The 14,890-nt window shown below is 70.5% G+C and carries 15 protein-coding genes and 4 pseudogenes; 11 read left to right on the top strand and 8 right to left on the bottom strand.

Going from position 1 to position 14,890, the window contains the following annotated elements:
* Positions 1–86: 86 nt before the first annotated feature.
* A complete protein-coding gene (locus AB0P17_RS11615) occupies positions 87–1,958 on the bottom strand; it encodes an ABC transporter ATP-binding protein (RefSeq protein ID WP_365809937.1) in 1,872 nt (623 codons plus the stop codon).
* A 164-nt stretch (positions 1,959–2,122) separates the two neighbouring features.
* The gene (locus AB0P17_RS11610; protein WP_365809857.1) at positions 2,123–2,407 is read right to left on the bottom strand and encodes a hypothetical protein; all 285 of its coding nucleotides are present in this window, start codon (positions 2,405–2,407) and stop codon (positions 2,123–2,125) included.
* Positions 2,408–2,511: 104 nt separating this feature from the next.
* Between AB0P17_RS11610 and AB0P17_RS11605 the strand changes: the two genes are divergently transcribed.
* The 3 genes from AB0P17_RS11605 (at position 2,512) to AB0P17_RS11595 (ending at position 3,686) form a co-directional block, all read left to right on the top strand.
* Positions 2,512–2,778, top strand: a complete 267-nt coding sequence (locus AB0P17_RS11605) for a hypothetical protein (protein WP_365809856.1) — start codon at positions 2,512–2,514, stop codon at positions 2,776–2,778.
* A gap of 84 nt (positions 2,779–2,862) precedes the next feature.
* A complete protein-coding gene (locus AB0P17_RS11600; protein WP_365809854.1) occupies positions 2,863–3,048 on the top strand; it encodes a hypothetical protein in 186 nt (61 codons plus the stop codon).
* A 281-nt stretch (positions 3,049–3,329) separates the two neighbouring features.
* Positions 3,330–3,686, top strand: a complete 357-nt coding sequence (locus AB0P17_RS11595) for a hypothetical protein (protein ID WP_365809852.1) — start codon at positions 3,330–3,332, stop codon at positions 3,684–3,686.
* 176 nt (positions 3,687–3,862) lie between these two features.
* On the opposite strand, the gene AB0P17_RS11590 is transcribed toward AB0P17_RS11595, so the two are convergent.
* Positions 3,863–4,339: a hypothetical protein gene (locus AB0P17_RS11590; protein ID WP_365809850.1), complete on the bottom strand. Its 477-nt coding sequence runs from the start codon at positions 4,337–4,339 to the stop codon at positions 3,863–3,865.
* Positions 4,340–4,880: 541 nt separating this feature from the next.
* Here AB0P17_RS11590 and AB0P17_RS11585 point away from each other — a divergent pair.
* A pseudogene (locus tag AB0P17_RS11585) lies at positions 4,881–5,084 on the top strand (phosphatase); the annotation flags it as partial.
* Positions 5,085–5,222: 138 nt separating this feature from the next.
* On the opposite strand, the pseudogene AB0P17_RS11580 reads toward AB0P17_RS11585, so the two are convergent.
* A pseudogene (locus AB0P17_RS11580) lies at positions 5,223–5,636 on the bottom strand (VTT domain-containing protein); the annotation flags it as partial.
* Between the two features lie 53 nt (positions 5,637–5,689).
* Positions 5,690–6,418, bottom strand: coding sequence for a methyltransferase domain-containing protein (locus tag AB0P17_RS11575; protein ID WP_365809848.1), 729 nt, complete (start codon positions 6,416–6,418; stop codon positions 5,690–5,692).
* A 338-nt stretch (positions 6,419–6,756) separates the two neighbouring features.
* Between AB0P17_RS11575 and AB0P17_RS11570 the strand changes: the two genes are divergently transcribed.
* The 7 genes and pseudogenes from AB0P17_RS11570 to AB0P17_RS11540 form a co-directional block, all read left to right on the top strand.
* Entirely contained in the window at positions 6,757–7,287 is a 531-nt protein-coding gene (locus AB0P17_RS11570) for a LysR family substrate-binding domain-containing protein (protein ID WP_365809847.1), read from the top strand.
* Entirely contained in the window at positions 7,284–8,387 is a 1,104-nt protein-coding gene (locus tag AB0P17_RS11565; RefSeq protein WP_365809845.1) for an enolase C-terminal domain-like protein, read from the top strand. Before AB0P17_RS11570 ends, AB0P17_RS11565 begins: the two co-directional genes overlap by 4 nt.
* A gap of 46 nt (positions 8,388–8,433) precedes the next feature.
* Positions 8,434–9,288: a catechol 1,2-dioxygenase gene (gene catA, locus AB0P17_RS11560; RefSeq protein WP_365809843.1), complete on the top strand. Its 855-nt coding sequence runs from the start codon at positions 8,434–8,436 to the stop codon at positions 9,286–9,288.
* 6 nt (positions 9,289–9,294) lie between these two features.
* The gene (locus AB0P17_RS11555) at positions 9,295–9,594 is read left to right on the top strand and encodes a muconolactone Delta-isomerase family protein (RefSeq protein ID WP_365809841.1); all 300 of its coding nucleotides are present in this window, start codon (positions 9,295–9,297) and stop codon (positions 9,592–9,594) included.
* Positions 9,594–10,361: pseudogene (locus tag AB0P17_RS11550) on the top strand (CoA transferase subunit A); the annotation flags it as partial. The gene AB0P17_RS11555 and the pseudogene AB0P17_RS11550, both read left to right, overlap by 1 nt.
* 14 nt (positions 10,362–10,375) lie before the next feature.
* Entirely contained in the window at positions 10,376–11,020 is a 645-nt protein-coding gene (locus tag AB0P17_RS11545; RefSeq protein WP_365809840.1) for a CoA transferase subunit B, read from the top strand.
* Positions 11,017–11,874, top strand: a pseudogene (locus AB0P17_RS11540) (acetyl-CoA C-acyltransferase); the annotation flags it as partial. The gene AB0P17_RS11545 and the pseudogene AB0P17_RS11540, both read left to right, overlap by 4 nt.
* A 97-nt stretch (positions 11,875–11,971) precedes the next feature.
* Here AB0P17_RS11540 and AB0P17_RS11535 read toward each other — a convergent pair.
* The 3 genes from AB0P17_RS11535 to AB0P17_RS11525 are packed head-to-tail and all read right to left on the bottom strand — an operon-like array spanning position 11,972 to position 14,692.
* The gene (locus AB0P17_RS11535; protein ID WP_365809838.1) at positions 11,972–12,559 is read right to left on the bottom strand and encodes an amidase family protein; all 588 of its coding nucleotides are present in this window, start codon (positions 12,557–12,559) and stop codon (positions 11,972–11,974) included.
* Positions 12,534–13,952 carry a HAMP domain-containing sensor histidine kinase gene (locus tag AB0P17_RS11530; protein ID WP_365809836.1) on the bottom strand — a complete coding sequence of 473 codons (1,419 nt, stop codon included), beginning with the start codon at positions 13,950–13,952 and terminating at the stop codon, positions 12,534–12,536. The genes AB0P17_RS11535 and AB0P17_RS11530 overlap by 26 nt, the downstream gene beginning before the upstream one ends.
* A complete protein-coding gene (locus tag AB0P17_RS11525; protein ID WP_365809834.1) occupies positions 13,949–14,692 on the bottom strand; it encodes a response regulator transcription factor in 744 nt (247 codons plus the stop codon). Before AB0P17_RS11525 ends, AB0P17_RS11530 begins: the two co-directional genes overlap by 4 nt.
* Positions 14,693–14,890: the final 198 nt, after the last annotated feature.

The following is a 14,890-nucleotide window of genomic DNA, read 5'->3' as shown; positions in this document are numbered from 1 at the left end:
TGCCTCCCCGGCCCGGCGCCTGGCAGAGGCCGGTGCGCGCCGAGCGCCCTCGGCGCCCGGGCGCCGAGGGCGGAACGCCGGGTGGCTCATGGGTGTGTCCCGTGCCGCTCGCCGGCACCGCGGGCCGCGTCGGAGGTGACCTGGTAGGACAGCAGCTGCTTGAACAGCCCCTCCTGCTCGGCGAGTTCCTGGTAGGTGCCCTCCTGTACGACCTTGCCTTCGTCGAGGACCACGATCCGGTCGGCCACGGCCACATTGGTGATGCGGTGGGTCACCAGCAGTACCACCCGGTCCCGTGCCAGGCCGCGCAGCCGCTGGAAGATCCGGTACTCCGCGCGGGGATCGAGGTTCGCGGTGGGCTCGTCGAGGACCAGGAGCCCCGCCTCGCGGAAGAACGCTCTGCCGAGGGCGATGCGCTGCCACTGGCCGCCGCTCAGTTCCTCCCCGTTGAGCCACTCCCGGGCCAGCAGGGTGTCCAGACCGGCGCCGAGCCGGTCGACGACCTCGTCCGCGCCGGCCGCCTCGCAGGCCTCGCGCACCGCCGCGTCGCCGCGCGCCGTGGGCTGCCCGAGCGTGATGTTCTCCCGCACGGTCAGGGGCCAGTGGGCGTAGTCCTGGGGGACCAGGGCGACTTGCTGCCACAGCGCCTGCGGGTCGGCGTCTCCCGTGGGGGCGCCGTCCCACAGCACCTGCCCGTCGGTGGGCAGATACAGGCCGCTGACCAGCTTGGACAGCGTCGATTTTCCCGAGCCGTTGAAGCCGACCAGGGCGGTGACCTCGCCCCGGCGCAAGGTGAGCGAGACGTCGGACAGCGCGTCCCGGTCCTTGCCGGCGTAGCGGTGGGTGACCGACTTGAGTTCGATCGTCTTCGGCGGCTCGGGCCGGTGCGGGCCACGGCGCATGCGGAAACCGCCGGCCTTGTCCAGGAATCCGGTCCAGTCGTCCATGTACAGCCCGGTGCGCACGGTCCGTGCCCCGACGGCCACGAGCCCGCGCACCGACTGTCCTACCGTCTGCAGGGCGAAGACGGCCGTTCCGGCGTGCCCGACGCTGATGCGGCCGGTGGCCAGCAGCCATACGACCGCGGCCCAGACGACCGCCGAGCCGACGCCTCCGCACACCGCACCGACCAGGGACATGCGTGCCGCCGTGTCGGCCGCGGTCCGGTCCTCGTGGTTGATCCGGGCGACCGTCTGCCGGTACCGGCCGGACAGGAACGCGGCCATCGTGCCGGCGCGGATCTGGTCGGCGGCCTCCCGGGTGAAGATGTGCCACCGCAGCACCGACAGCATCCGGTTGTCCCCGTTGCTGCGAAGGTTCGCCAGGTAGCGCACCCGCGCGGCGCTGATCTGGGCCAGGGCCTGCGGCAGGCTGGCCGCCACCAGGAGCGGAAGGAGCACCCAGCTCACTCCGGCGAGCACGATGGCCCCGGCGAGGAAGGAAGCCGCCGAGGCGATCAGGTCCTGCCCTTCGTCGATCAGGTCTCCGGTGACCTGCGCGCCACGGTCGGCGGCCTCGCGGTCTCGGTTGAAGTCGGGCTCGTCGTAGGCGCACAGCTCCACCTCGGCGCAGCCGGTGAGCAGCATCTGCTGGGCCTCGCGCGACATCTGCGGACCCAGCCGGGAGGAGAGCCAGCTGACGGTGATTCCCAGGAGCGCGCGCACGCCGGACGCGCCGGCGAGCAGCGCCACGGACGGCCACGCCTGCAGGAGCCGCTGGTAGATGTCGCCGCTGGTCAGCAGCGCGGTCAGGGTGCCGCTGATCGCGACCAGGCCCAGGGCCTGCATCACGCCGGCGACGGCCTGACACAGCAGGAGACCGACAGTCGCCCGTCGGTCGACCTGCCAGGCGAGGGCCAGCGACCGGCGCACCAACTGCGGGAGGCGCCTGGCCATGTCGCGCATCCGGATCGAGCGGCCGGCCGCCTCACGACTGCCGGTCAGATCCACGTACCGCATCTGCGGCCCAGGAGCGGCGGATTCCACGGCGGCGTCGGGCCCGGCTTCGAGGGGGCGGACCGGTCCCTTCGCCGGTCCGGCAGGCTCTGCCGCGGGAGCGGGCGGAAGCGGGGCGGTGCGCGGCCCCGGGACACCGTCGGCCGACACATCGGTGGGCTCGTCGCTCACGCCGCCCACCCCGTATCCGGGGTTGCCGAGCGGATGCTGCTGCCGACGCCGTGGGGGACCGCGCTGAACCGCCGTTCGGTTCCAGGGGGCTGGTACGCGCGGGCAGGATGCATGACGTCCTCCAACTGGGGCACCGGCGGGGTGACGATGGTGCTGACGGTGCCGGTGAGTTCGGCGGTGCGGCAGCGGGTGAGGACGGCGAGGGCGTCCAAGGGGCGGCCGGTACGGGCGATCCGGTCGGCGTTGAACGCGGTCTCCTCCAAGGGAACCTTCACAGGCATGGGCAAACCCTAGGGGCGTCCGCGGGGCGGCGCTGGCATTCTCGCCGAGGTCATCCGGCAGGGTGACGCGAGGCCGACGGGCTGGCGCGGAACAGCAGGCAGGCGTGGCGAAAACGCTTACGGGGGAGACCGATCACGGCAAGATCGTCAAGCGGGACCGCGGCGGCAGGACCCAGAACATCGAGATCGAGGTCGACAGCACCGAGAAGCTGCGCGCGGTCTTCGACGACGCCCTCTCCAACGTCACCGACGAAGGCGCGTACTTCGTCACGATCAACTGTTCCAGCGGGGGGCACCGCAACTGTCGACAATCGGCTCGCCAACGGCCGCTACGCGATCGGAAGGATGGGGGCGATCAGGACCGGTCTTGACGACGGGGACAAGGCGTTCGAGCTATTGGAAGGTCGGACCTGTCCGAGCGCGGCGCCGTCGACGGCTGCGAGCAGCGCATCCGAGTGAGCCGCGCTGTCAGCCGCTCGGTGGATGTCTGCGACGTGATCCGTAAGGGCAAGGACGATGCCACCGCTCTCAAGAGCGCGGCGTTCCGGTACGACGTAGGCAACGCAGGCGTTGAGGCCGAGGCGACGGAGACCGTGTCCGTCACCCAGGTCACGTACCGAACGTCCTGCCGAACGTCCTGACCCATCCGCAGACTCCCGGGCCCGGCCGCGCACCTCCGCGCGAGCCGGGCCTGTCGATGCCGCCGGGAGGCTCCGGCCGATGGTTTCGGCTCCGGTGAGGGCGTGCGGCGCGCAGCGGGTTCGTCGATGCGCTCCGAACGCCTGCCTGTTGTGTGGTTTGACTCAACTCGACGGTCCCAGCGTGCCGACGGGAGTGGGGGCCGGACCATCCGGTCCCGGTGGTGACGGTGTGTGTCGTCCGGGCGCGATGGTGTTCGGGCCTTCCCGAAGGAGAAATGGAAATGAGTACAACACGGCAAGCCTGTCGTAGTGGCGGGCGGTTCCTCACGAGCGGTGCGCTCGGGGTCTTCCTCGCTGTGGCGGCCCCCGCGGCGGGAGCGGCCGCGGCCTCGTACAGCGCTGGAATCGGCAGCCCGGCGGCACAGCAGCCGCAGAGGATCATCTGCGCGGAGGCCGACGTGACGGATCTGCCCCATCTGTCCGCACGGCAGTGCGATTCGGTCCACTGGGGTCCGATCTCCTATTTCGTCGTCATCGACCGTGACAGCAACGCCCAGTACGACTGTGAGAACGGCTGGTCCGAAGGCGGCTTGTGGCTGCGGGCCCAGAAATGCCGCGGGGCCTCCACAGGATCCTGACCCCGCCGCCGGCTCCGCCGAAGCGCCCCAGGTCCCTCTTCTCGCGGCGGAGCTTGGACCGCTTCTCAGCGGTCCCGTGCACCGTCTCACCACCGTGACCGGCGCCGTGCGGTCGTGGCTTTCGTCGACGCAGGGAACCACCAAGGTGACCACTCGCCCATAGACGTAACAAAGCCCTACCGGGCGACCCCGGAAGCGTCCTGGGACCGTCGTACGACGGCCGCCCCGCGCAGTGCGACGGCGCACCAGATGGTCACCAGGAGCAGCGCGGCCGCGGCCAGGCCCGCGACTTCGAGGGGCTCCGGCCGCCAGCCCAGGGACAGCCGGGTGCCGATCATGACGCTGCCGAGAAGGACCTCCGACGGGGAATAGACCGGCACCTTGGCCGCCACGAACCGCAGGATGGCGCCCAGCCCCAGACCGATCCCGGCCCAGGCGAGCAGATAGGGCCAGAGCGCTCCCGGCGCGGCGGGCGGCAGGCCGTACTCCTCCGGGCCGATGCGGAACAGGGCGCCCAACCACCCCAGCGTCACTCCGGCGGCGGTGACGAGCGCCGCCCACAGCGCATGGCGCCACAGCGGGCCGGACCGCACTCGCTCATCCTCGTGCTCGTCCTGGGTGTCGACGGGGTTCGTGGTCTCAGGAAGATCCATCACACCCGATGAGACGCTCACCGGCCGCCGAACGTTCCGTCGCGGACGGTGTCGCGGGCACCGAGGGCCGTAGCCCGTCGGCGACGAGCTCGACATGAGCCGAACGAGAGGCCCTGGCCCCGCGTCCGCCTTGCGGGCGCGGGGCCATCCCGGGGACGGCGCCCGCGCGCCCCACATCACCGTCCACGCCGACGCGCCCTGCGATGGAAGGTGGCCGGCCCCGAGCACATCGAACCGATACCGGCCCGCCCCCTGCCCGAACTCCCGGCCGCCGGAGCCCTGCCCGGCGAGGGGCCGCGGTGCTGGAGCCGCTGCCGGTCAGGGTGCCCACTGCCGCCAAGAGCCTCTCGGCGTCCCGCCCACGAACTCATCCGTTTTCCTCTGGAATCGTTCACTCCGTGGGCGTTCGGCTGAGACGTGGCCTACGGTGCGGACAGGGTCGGGTCACGGGACCAGGACGATCTTTACCTGTGGTGTGGCCGGCCACGATCTCGCGGTGGGCAGCGGCGGCCTCACGCATCGGGTAGCCGTCCTCGACACGGCCGAGGCGTGGGCCGGCAAGCGCGCCGCGTATGTCACCGATGGCGGCGACCTGTCCAGGAGCGTGCATTTCCCGGCCGGTATCGCCGTGTTCCGGGCCGCCGGCTGCGTTGTCGTCGGCATGGGTGCCCCGATAGGTGAGACAGGTCGTGGGCTTGTGTCCGCCGCCGAGACCCACAGACTGCTGATGTCGATGACGCGCGGGAGCGCTCCGTTGCCCGGATGCCGAGTGCCGCCGCCACAGCACGACGGCGGCAGAAGCGATGACAGCGACTGCGGCCAGGACCGGTGCGCCCAGGGAAAGGATGCGCTCCAGGGAGGCCGCGGCGGCGTATCCGGCGCTGATCTCGGCTGTGGCCCACAGGCAGGCGGCGGTGATGCTGTAGGGGGCGATGCGGCGATAGGGCAGACGGGTGGCCCCCGCGAAGTGGGGGGCGAGGGTCCGGACGACGGGTAGGAAGCGGGCGATGAGGACCGCCCGGCCGCCGTGCCGGTTCATCAGCTTCTCCGCCTGGTGCCAGGCAGCGCGCGGAATACGGCGTCCCGTACGGCCGGTACGCAGACGCGCGCCGAGGAGTGTGCCGGTGCGGTGGGCGAGGAGGTCCCCCGCGATCACGGCGGCGGCAGCGGTGGCGATCACGAGAGGAAGGCTGATATGCCCGTCGCGGGCCAGTGCGCCGGCCGTCAGGAGCAGGGTGAGGGTGGGGATGAACGCGCCGACCAGGAGAACGGATTCCGCCAGGATGGCACCCGCCACCACGGCATAGGCGAGGCCATGCGGGAGGTGGCCGAGCAGCTGGGAGACGGCGTTCACCGCCGGGTCTCCTCGGGGCACGGCGCGGAAGGGGCGGCGGCCGTGACCAGGGGGCGCTGCAGATGCCAGACATGGGCAGGGGGCAGGTTGGCCCACACGGTGCAGCGCTTGACGGCGTAGGTGCGCTGGAAGGCGGCCATGACCCCGTCCACCGCGGCATGGCGGCGGGACTCGGCACGGGAAGCGGTCAGCGAGCGGGCGCGGCGGGTTCCGAGATAGGCGAAGTAGGTGAGCGTGCCGCCCGGGTGCAGCAGCTCCATGTAGCGGCTCATGATCCGCTCGACCTGCTCGGGGGCGAAGTTGGTCAGCGGCAGACCGGAGACGATCACGTCGTAGAGGTGAGGCGTGTCGAACTCCTCGGCATAGCTCTGGTGCACCGCTGCCCGCCCGGCCGGGCCCAGCAGGCTCGGGTGCGCCGTGACGAGCTTGTCCAGGCGGTCGGCGAACCGGGGGTTGGCCTCCACGATGTCCAGGCGGCTGCTCCTGGACAGCTGCGGGATCAGGGCCCGCGTGACCGCGCCCGTGCCTGCCCCCGCTTCCAGAACGGCCAGCGGGTGGGGCGCCTGGGCTCGGACGGGTTCGGTCAGGGCACGCGCCAGCGCCTTGCCGCTGGGGGCTATCGCTCCGATGGTCCGCAGATCGCGAACGGCCTCGGTCAGGAACATCCAGCCTTCGGCCTGGCGCTGCGCGATCACCCGATCGTGGGAAGAGATCCGCTTATTCATGCGATCGACGTGAGAAATCCGCGCCGGGCCACAGATCGGTCGTTGTGCGTCGCGCCTCTCCTACGAAAGTAGGAGAACGGCGCGGCCGAACGTCTGAGGGATCGACCCGTCACCGCAGCCTAGCCTTGCAGACGTGAGCACGGAAAAGATGTCGAAATGGGCAGCCCTGACCGGGCGCACAGCGCTCGTCGCGTTCTTCACGGTGATCGCCGTCATGGACGCCGCGACAGTGCGCGGCGGCTGGATCGGGGCAGCAGTAGCCCTCTCCGCAGTGGCCTGCGGGACGGCTCTGCTGGTTCCGCGGCTGCGCCGGCCGGCCGCTTACTCCCGCACTGGAGTTGGGGCTGATCGAGCGCCGTTTGGATATCTGTGTGCTGCGTCCTCCCATCAGAAAGGAGGGCATTGTCCACCGTCTCGTCGCGGAGGAGCCGCTCGTTGTGGCTGCCCCCGAGGAGCATTGGCTGGCCGGGGCGGAAACCGTCCGTATCGAACAACTGCGGCATGAGGACTTCATCCTGTACGACGCGAGGCTCGGCTCCGTTGTCAACGATGCCGTCGTCCGTAGTTGTCTCGCCTCCGGCTTCTACCCGCACCCCGCCTACGAGGTCGCCGAGACGTCCGCGGCCCTGGCCCTCGTCGCCGCCGGCCTCGGTATCGCCGTGCTGCCCGACTCGATCCGCTCCGCACCTCGTGAGGGCGTCGTGTGCAAGGACATCGAGGACGCGCTTTCTGTTCCCCTGGCGCTGGCCTGGCGAGCAGACGACGACTCACCACTGCTGAAGCGCCTGCTGGACGTACTCGAACGAAACGATGTGTTTCTGGCAGCCACCGGGCCGGGGAATGATGAAAGAGCGGAGCGCACGCTGTGAAGATCGCCGCGGTGGAGACCATTCCTTTCGCGATTCCTTTCCGGAAGCCACTGAGATTCGCCAGTGGAGGAGTGCACACGGCCGAACATGTCCTGGTGCGGGTGCACACCGAGGACGGCCTGATCGGCACCGCCGAGGCACCACCACGCCCGTACACGTACGGCGAGACCCAGGAGTCCATCGTGGCGGTGATCGACAAGATCTTCACGCCGCAGATCCTGGGGCTGTCGGCGCTGGAACGAGAAACGGTGCATGATCGGCTCGACCGCACCGTGGGCAACCCGACGGCGAAGGCCGCGATCGACATGGCGCTGTGGGACATCCTGGGCCAGGCCGCCGGGATGTCGGTGTCCGGGCTGCTGGGCGGTTTCACCGATCGCATGCGAGTGAGCCACATGGTCGGGTTCGCGCCGGCCGAGGCGATGGTCGCCGAGGCGGAACGCTTCCGGGACACCTATGGCGTCACCACGTTCAAGGTGAAAGTGGGACGCCGCCCCTACACACAGGATGTCGAAGCCTGCCGAGCCCTGCGCGAGGCCCTCGGCCCGGACGCCGAGCTCTATATCGACGGCAACCGGGGCTGGACGGCCTCGGAGTCCGCCCGGGCTCTGCGGGAGATGGCCGATCTCGGCCTGGTTTTCGCCGAGGAGCTCTGTCCCGCCGACGATGTGCTGGGCCGGCGCTGGTTGGTGGCGCAGACCACGGTGCCCTTCATCGCCGACGAGAGCGCCACGCGGGCCGCCGATGTGACCCGTGAACTCCTGGGTGGCTCCGCCACCGCCATCAGCATCAAAACAGCGCGCACCGGCTTCACCGGATCCCAGCGGGTGTTGCACGAGTGTGAAGGGCTGGGCGTCGAGGTGGTGATGGGCAATCAGATCGACGGTCAGCTGGGCACTTTGTGCACGGTCGCCTTCGGCGCGGCCCACCGCACCACGGCGCGGTACGCGGGCGAGCTGTCCAACTTCCTCGACATGACCGACGACCTTCTCACCGAACCGCTGACCATCGAGGCCGGCACACTGCGCATCCGCGAGGGTGCCGGCCTCGGCATCGACATAGACCCCGACAAGCTGGCGCGCTATCGCCAGGACCGCTGACACCGTGTCGCCCCACTCAGGAACGCATCCAAGGGGCGGGATCATCATGACCGAGAACACCACCGAACAGGCCACCGCCGCAGCCTCAGGAGCGGCGGCCACCGAGCAGTTCCGCGGCAAGCAGCGCGCGGGGACGGCCGAGGTCGGCACCGAGCGCGTCAATACCCTCGTCTCCGAACTCCTCACGGCCGCCCATGACATCATCCGCCGTCACCAGGTGAGCTACGCCGAGTACGACGCGCTCAAGTCCTGGCTCATCAGGGTCGGCGAGGACGGCGAGTGGCCGCTGTTCCTCGACGTGTGGCTGGAGCATGTCGTCGAGGAGGTGGCCAACGAGCAGCGTGAGGGCAGCAAGGGAACGATCGAAGGACGGTACTACGTCCCCGGCTCGCCGGCCCTGCCCGCCGATGCGAGCCTGCCCATGCGCAAGGGCGAGCAGGGCACACCGCTTCTGTTCCAGGGGCGGGTGACGAGCGTGGACGGTACGCCGCTGACCGACGCGAAGGTGGAGGTCTGGCACGCGGACAGTGACGGCTATTATTCGCAGTTCGCGCCTGGCCTGCCCGAGTGGAACCTCAGGGGCACGGTCACCGCCGACGAGACCGGCCGCTTCCGGATCCGCACCATCGAACCGGCGCCGTATCGGATTCCGACGGACGGCGCCTGCGGCTCCCTCATCTCCGCGGCGGGCTGGCACGCGTGGCGGCCGGCCCACCTGCACCTCAAGGCATCGGCGCCCGGTCACCGGCTCATCACCACTCAGCTGTACTTCAAGGGTGGCAGGCACGTCGCCGACGACATAGCCTCCGCGGTGAAGCCCGAACTCATCCTCGACCCCACCCCGGTGGTGGACGGCAGTGGCCGAGAGGTCCGTTACGACTTCGCCCTCGACAAGGCGTGACGCGCGGTGCTGTTCTTCGTACGCATGGACGTGGAGATTCCGCGCGACCTCGACCCCGGGGTCCGCGCCGACCTGGTGGCGCGGGAGAAGAGGTACTGCCGGGAACTGCAGAAGTCGGGGGAATGGGCGCACATCTGGAGGTGTGCCGGGCAGTACGCCAACGTCAGTGTGTTTGACGTTGCCGACAACGAGGCACTCCATCGCATCCTGTGGAATCTCCCACTGTTCCCGTACCTGACGATCGACATCACACCGCTGGCCGAGCACTCGCCCGATCTGGCCGCCGCAACGGAAAGTGCGGCGTGATGGACAAGGTGGTCTCCACGGCGCTGGAGGCGGTGGCCGACGCGGGAGACGGCGCGTCGCTCGCGGTGGGTGGTTTCGGGCTGAGCGGTGTGCCGAACGTGCTGATCCAGGCACTCTTCGAGTGCGGTGTGTCCGGTCCGTCGGTCGTCTCGAACAACTGCGGGGCGATGGAGTCGGGGCTGGCCGTGCTGCTGTCGTCCGGGCGGATCGCCCGGGTGACCGGCTCCTACATCGGCGCGAACAAGGAGTTCGCCCGGCAGTACCTGGCCGGGGAACTGGAGGTCGAGATGATCCCGCAGGGCACACTGGCCGAGCGGCTGCGGGCCGGTGGGGCGGGCATCCCAGCGTTCTACACGCCGGCCGGGGTGGGTACGCAGGTCGCCGAGGGCGGGCTGCCCTGGCGCTACGACGGCTCCGGCGGGGTCGCGATGGCCTCCCCACCGAAGGAGGTGCGGGAGTTCGACGGCACCGAGTACGTACTGGAGCGCGGGATCCGCACGGACTTCGCGCTGGTGCGGGCCAGGAGAGGCGACCGGCACGGAAATCTGGTGTTCAACAAATCCACCCGGAACTTCAACCCGTTGGCCGCGATGGCCGGCCGGGTGACGATCGCCGAGGTGGAGGAGCTCGTCGAGCCCGGCGAGATCGATCCGGACGCGGTGCGTCTGCCGGGGATCTTCGTGCAGCGGGTTGTGGCGCTCACCCCCGAGCAGGCCGCGGACAAGCAGATCGAACGGCGCACGGTTTCCGCGCCCGGGGCACGAGGGGCGGTGGGCCAGCCATGGCGTGGACGCGGGAAGAGATGGCCGCGCGGGCCGCACGCGAGCTGCGGGACGGGCAGTACGTCAATCTCGGCATCGGTCTTCCGACGCCGATCCCGAACCACCTGCCGGACGGCGTGGAGGTGTTCCTGAAGTCGGAGAACGGCATCCTGGGCACCGGCCCCTACCCGAGCGAGGACCAGGCCGACCCGGACCTGATCAACGCCGGCAAGGAGACCGTCACGGTCCTGCCGGGGGCCTCCTTCTTCGACTCGGCACTGTCCTTCTCGATGATCCGGGGCGGCCACATCGATGTCGCCGTACTCGGCGCGATGCAGGTGTCGGGGACCGGGGACCTGGCCAACTGGGCCATCCCCGGCAAGATGATCACCGGGATCGGCGGGGCGATGGACCTGGTCCACGGCGCCCGCACGGTCATCGTCGTGATGACCCATACCGCCAAGGACGGCTCCCCGAAGATCCTCGCCGAGTGCGCACTTCCCCTCACCGGCAAGGCGTGCGTGAACCGGATCATCACTGATCTGGGCGTGCTGGACGTGACACGCGACGGTCTGACGCTGACCGAGACCGCGCCCGGCGTGAGCGTCGACGCGATCATCGCCACGACCGGCGCCGAACTCGCCGTCGCGGAGGGGCTGCTGTGAACACCGTCTACCGCGTCGACGCGGTCCGTACCCAGATCGGCCGCTACAACGGCGCCCTCGCATCGGTCCGCCCGGACGACCTGGCCGCCCACGCCATCCGTGAACTCGTCGGCCGTACACCCGACCTGGACCCGTCCCGGATCGAGGACGTGTACTTCGGCAACGCCAACGGCGCCGGCGAGGAGAACCGCAACGTCGGCCGCATGGCCGCGCTGCTGGCCGGCCTGCCCACCGGCGTGCCGGGCGTGACGGTCAACCGGCTGTGCGCCTCCGGGCTGGAGGCAGTCATCCAGGCGGCCCGCGCCATCGCGATCGGGGACGCCTCCATCACCGTGGCCGGTGGTGTCGAGTCGATGACCCGGGCGCCGTACGTCCTGCCCAAGTCCGACAAGCCGTTCCCGGCCGGACACGCCGAGCTGTATTCCACCTCGCTGGGCTGGCGCATGGTCAACCCGAGGATGGAACCGCGGTGGACCGTCCCACTGGGTGAGTCGGCCGAGCTTCTCGCCGAGAAGCACCGGATCAGCCGGGAGCAGCAGGACGAGTTCGCCCTGCACAGCCACCAGAAGGCCGCACGCGCCCAGCAGACCGGCCTGTTCGACGCCGAGCTCGCGCCCGTGAGCATCCCGCGGCGCCGGGGCGAGCCGAAGGTCCTCGGTTCCGACGAATCCGTACGGCCCGACGCGTCGCTGGAGGCGATGTCGGGACTCAAGCCGACGCTCCGTCAGGAGAACGGCACCGTCACCGCGGGCAACGCGTCCCCGCTCAGCGACGGTGCCGCCGCCTTGCTGCTGACCGACGAGAAGGCCCGCGTCCGGGGTGCAGGACCGCACCGGGGCCCACCGGCCCGGCTGATCCCCTCACCCTGCGCATGTGTGTGCGATGTGGCGCAGGCAGGAGCCTTCACACGGTTCGCCTTGCCGCGCGCCAGCAGCGCGGCCGGCGGGGCGCTCAGCAGATCCGGGCGGGCTCCCTCCTGGGCCAGAGCGCGTGCCGCCTCGTAGGCCATGACCGTGAGGTGGGCTTCGGCGAGCGGGGGTGTCCATACCGGCCAGTCGATCTCGACGAGCTCGGCACCGAGATCCACGGCGAGGTGCTGGGCGGAGCGGGCCAACGCCGCCAGCATGTCCGGTGTGACGTCGTCGAGTTCGGTCCCGGTCCACACCGCCACGCGGGGATGCGCAGCGAGTGCGCGACGACTGGAGGGGCGACCTCGGCGGTCGGCATTCCATACACGAGACGGAGGTCCGCGACCGCCGGGGTGATGAGCCCGACCGCGTCGAGGCTGTGGGACAGTCCGGCGAAGCCCTCCGTGCTGAGCGGTCCGTCGACCGGGGCCACGAACCCGGCGACCCCTCGGTACGCGGCGGGCCGGGTCAGTGAACCCGCGGTTTGGCTGCCGAGGGCCGGCGGCACCACCCCCTCGGCCACGGCGGCGGCCGATCCGCTCGATGAACCACCCGGCGGGACAGTGTGCGCAGGGTGCGCACGGCCGCCGCGGCCGAGATCGTGATCAGCGCCTGTGGCCTGCTGCCGCATGGGTAACGGCGATCGTCTGGAATCGGCGTTCCCGGCCCGCGGGGCGAAGTTGGACGTGGGCGTCCAGACCGCCACCGGGGGCTGCGTGCAGTGTGATCTGTCCGCCGGAGGCGTGGACGAGGTGACGGACGATGGGCAGGCCCAGGCCGGTTCCGTCGTGATGAGAGTCGGAGGCACGCCAGAAGCGGTCGAAGGCCCGCTCCCGGTCGGCTTCCGGCATGCCGGGGCCTTGGTCGATGACGTGTAGGCCGGCGCCGGGGGCGCGGGCGAGGGTGATGGTCGTGCCGGGTGGGGAGACCCGTAGTGCGTTGGCGAGGAGGTTGTCGATGATCTGTTCCAGCGCTCCGGGAATCGCCCGTACCCGGCCGGCCGCTGGGCCGGTGATGGCGATGGTGACGTGTTGTTCGGCTGCGAGGGGTTCCCACATGGTTGCCCGTTCGACGAGGACGGCGTCCGCGTCGACGGGGCCGGGGGTGGTGGCGGTGTTCTCCAGGCGGGCCAGGGCGAGCAGGCCATGGACCATGCGGCTGAGGCGTTCGACCTCTCCGATCGTCTCCTCCAGGCTGGGGTGGGCGCGCGGGTCGAGGTAGGGCTCGAAGTTCTCCAGGCGCAGTCGCAATGAGGTCAGTGGGGTCTTGAGCTGGTGGGAGGCCTCGGAGGCGAAGCCGTGCTGAGCCTGGAGCAGGTGTTGCAGGCGGGTGGCGGTGTGGGTGAACGCAGCGGCCAGGCGGCGTAGTTCGGGGGGTCCGCTGTCGGCGTCGGGCGGGTTGTCCAGGCGGCCGGCGGCGAGTTGGGCGGTGGCGCGTTCCAGGGTGCGCAGGGGCCGGGTGATCCAGCGGGCGAGGGCGAACGCCACGAGTGCCACGGCGGTCACGATGCATGCGCCGGCCAGGGCGAGGACGGCCCAGATGCGGTTCTCCCGGTCGGTGACCGTGGTCATCGGGTAGGTCACCCGCAGGGCGCCGCGGATCGTGGTGCCGGAGGAGCCCGGCATCGTTGCCGCGAGAACATCCGCGCTGTTGGTGCCGGTGCTGGTGGCGACCGTGGTCCGGTTGCGCAGGGCGGCCGCGATGTCCGGCTCACCGGCCAGGGTGGATCCGGTCGGGATGGTGCCGGCGGAGTCGGTGAGTAGCCGGCCGGTGCGGTCGACGATCACGACGCGGGCGCCGGGATTGTCCTCGGCGTATTCTCGGGCCAGTTCGGGCAGGGCCGTCAGGTTGCCTTTCTCGATGCTCTCCTCGGCGATCTCCGCCAGCATCGAGGCGTCGCGTTCGATGCTTTGGGCGAACCGGGATTCCTCGCCGCGGGCGTAGAGGTAGCCGAGGGGGATCTCCAGTCCCAGCAGTACCAGCAGGGCCAGCGCGACATAGCTGAGCATCAGCCGCCGGGTCACGACGCGCCCTTGGCCGGCCCCGGTTCGCCGGGCACGGTGAGCCGGAAGCCCACGCCGCGCGCTGTGATGATCCAGGCGGGGTCGCCCAGCTTGCGGCGCAGGGTGGCGATGTGCGCGTCGAGGGTCTTGGTGGGGCCGAAGAAGTGCGGGTCCCACACGGTGTCCATGATCTGCCGGCGGGAATACACGGCGCCGGGGTCGTCGGAGAGGTAGGCGAGCAGGTCGAACTCCCGTGGGGACAGGGCGATCTCATGGCCCTGGAGGCGGACCTGTCGGGTGCGGCGGTCGATCTCCAGCGGTCCCAGCCGCTGGATCGTGACGGTGGGGGCGGAGGCCGGTTTCTCCGCGGAGGCCGGATGCGTTGCCGGGGGCAGTGTCTGCCGGGTGCCGGTACGGCGGGTGACCGCCCGGATGCGGGCCACCAGCTCCCGCACACCGAACGGCTTGGCGAGATAGTCGTCCGCGCCCAGTTCCAGTCCCACGATCCGGTCGGCTTCCTCACCCCGGGCGGTGATCATGATGATGGGGATCGCGGACCTGGCGCGCAGTGTTCGGCAGAGGTCCAGGCCGTCCATGTCCGGCAGCCCGAGATCGAGCAGGACCAGATCGGCGGCCTGAGCGCTGTCGGTGAGGCCGGCGGCACCGGTGCGTACCCGGTCGACCGTGAACCCGTACCGGCCGAGACCTTCGGTGAGGGGACCGGCGATCCGGTCGTCGTCTTCTATGAGCAGCAGCCGCATGGCGACAGGCTCGCACAACTGTGGGGCAGGAGCAGGGGCGTTCATCACAACCTGCCTGGGATCAGAGGAAACGGACGATGCGACGGATCCGACAGGGCGAAGGGGTGCCGTCCGGCCGGTCACCTGGGGTGGTGATCGGCCGGACGGCAGCGGCGGGACAGCACGCGACGACAGCGAACGGGGGCAGCCGTCGTCGGA

Origin of the sequence: Streptomyces sp. NPDC088124 (assembly GCF_040685895.1) — a bacterium.
GTDB lineage: Bacteria > Actinomycetota > Actinomycetes > Streptomycetales > Streptomycetaceae > Streptomyces.
Note: the sequence above shows the minus strand (reverse complement) of the source record. Positions and strands in the feature narration are given on the sequence as shown.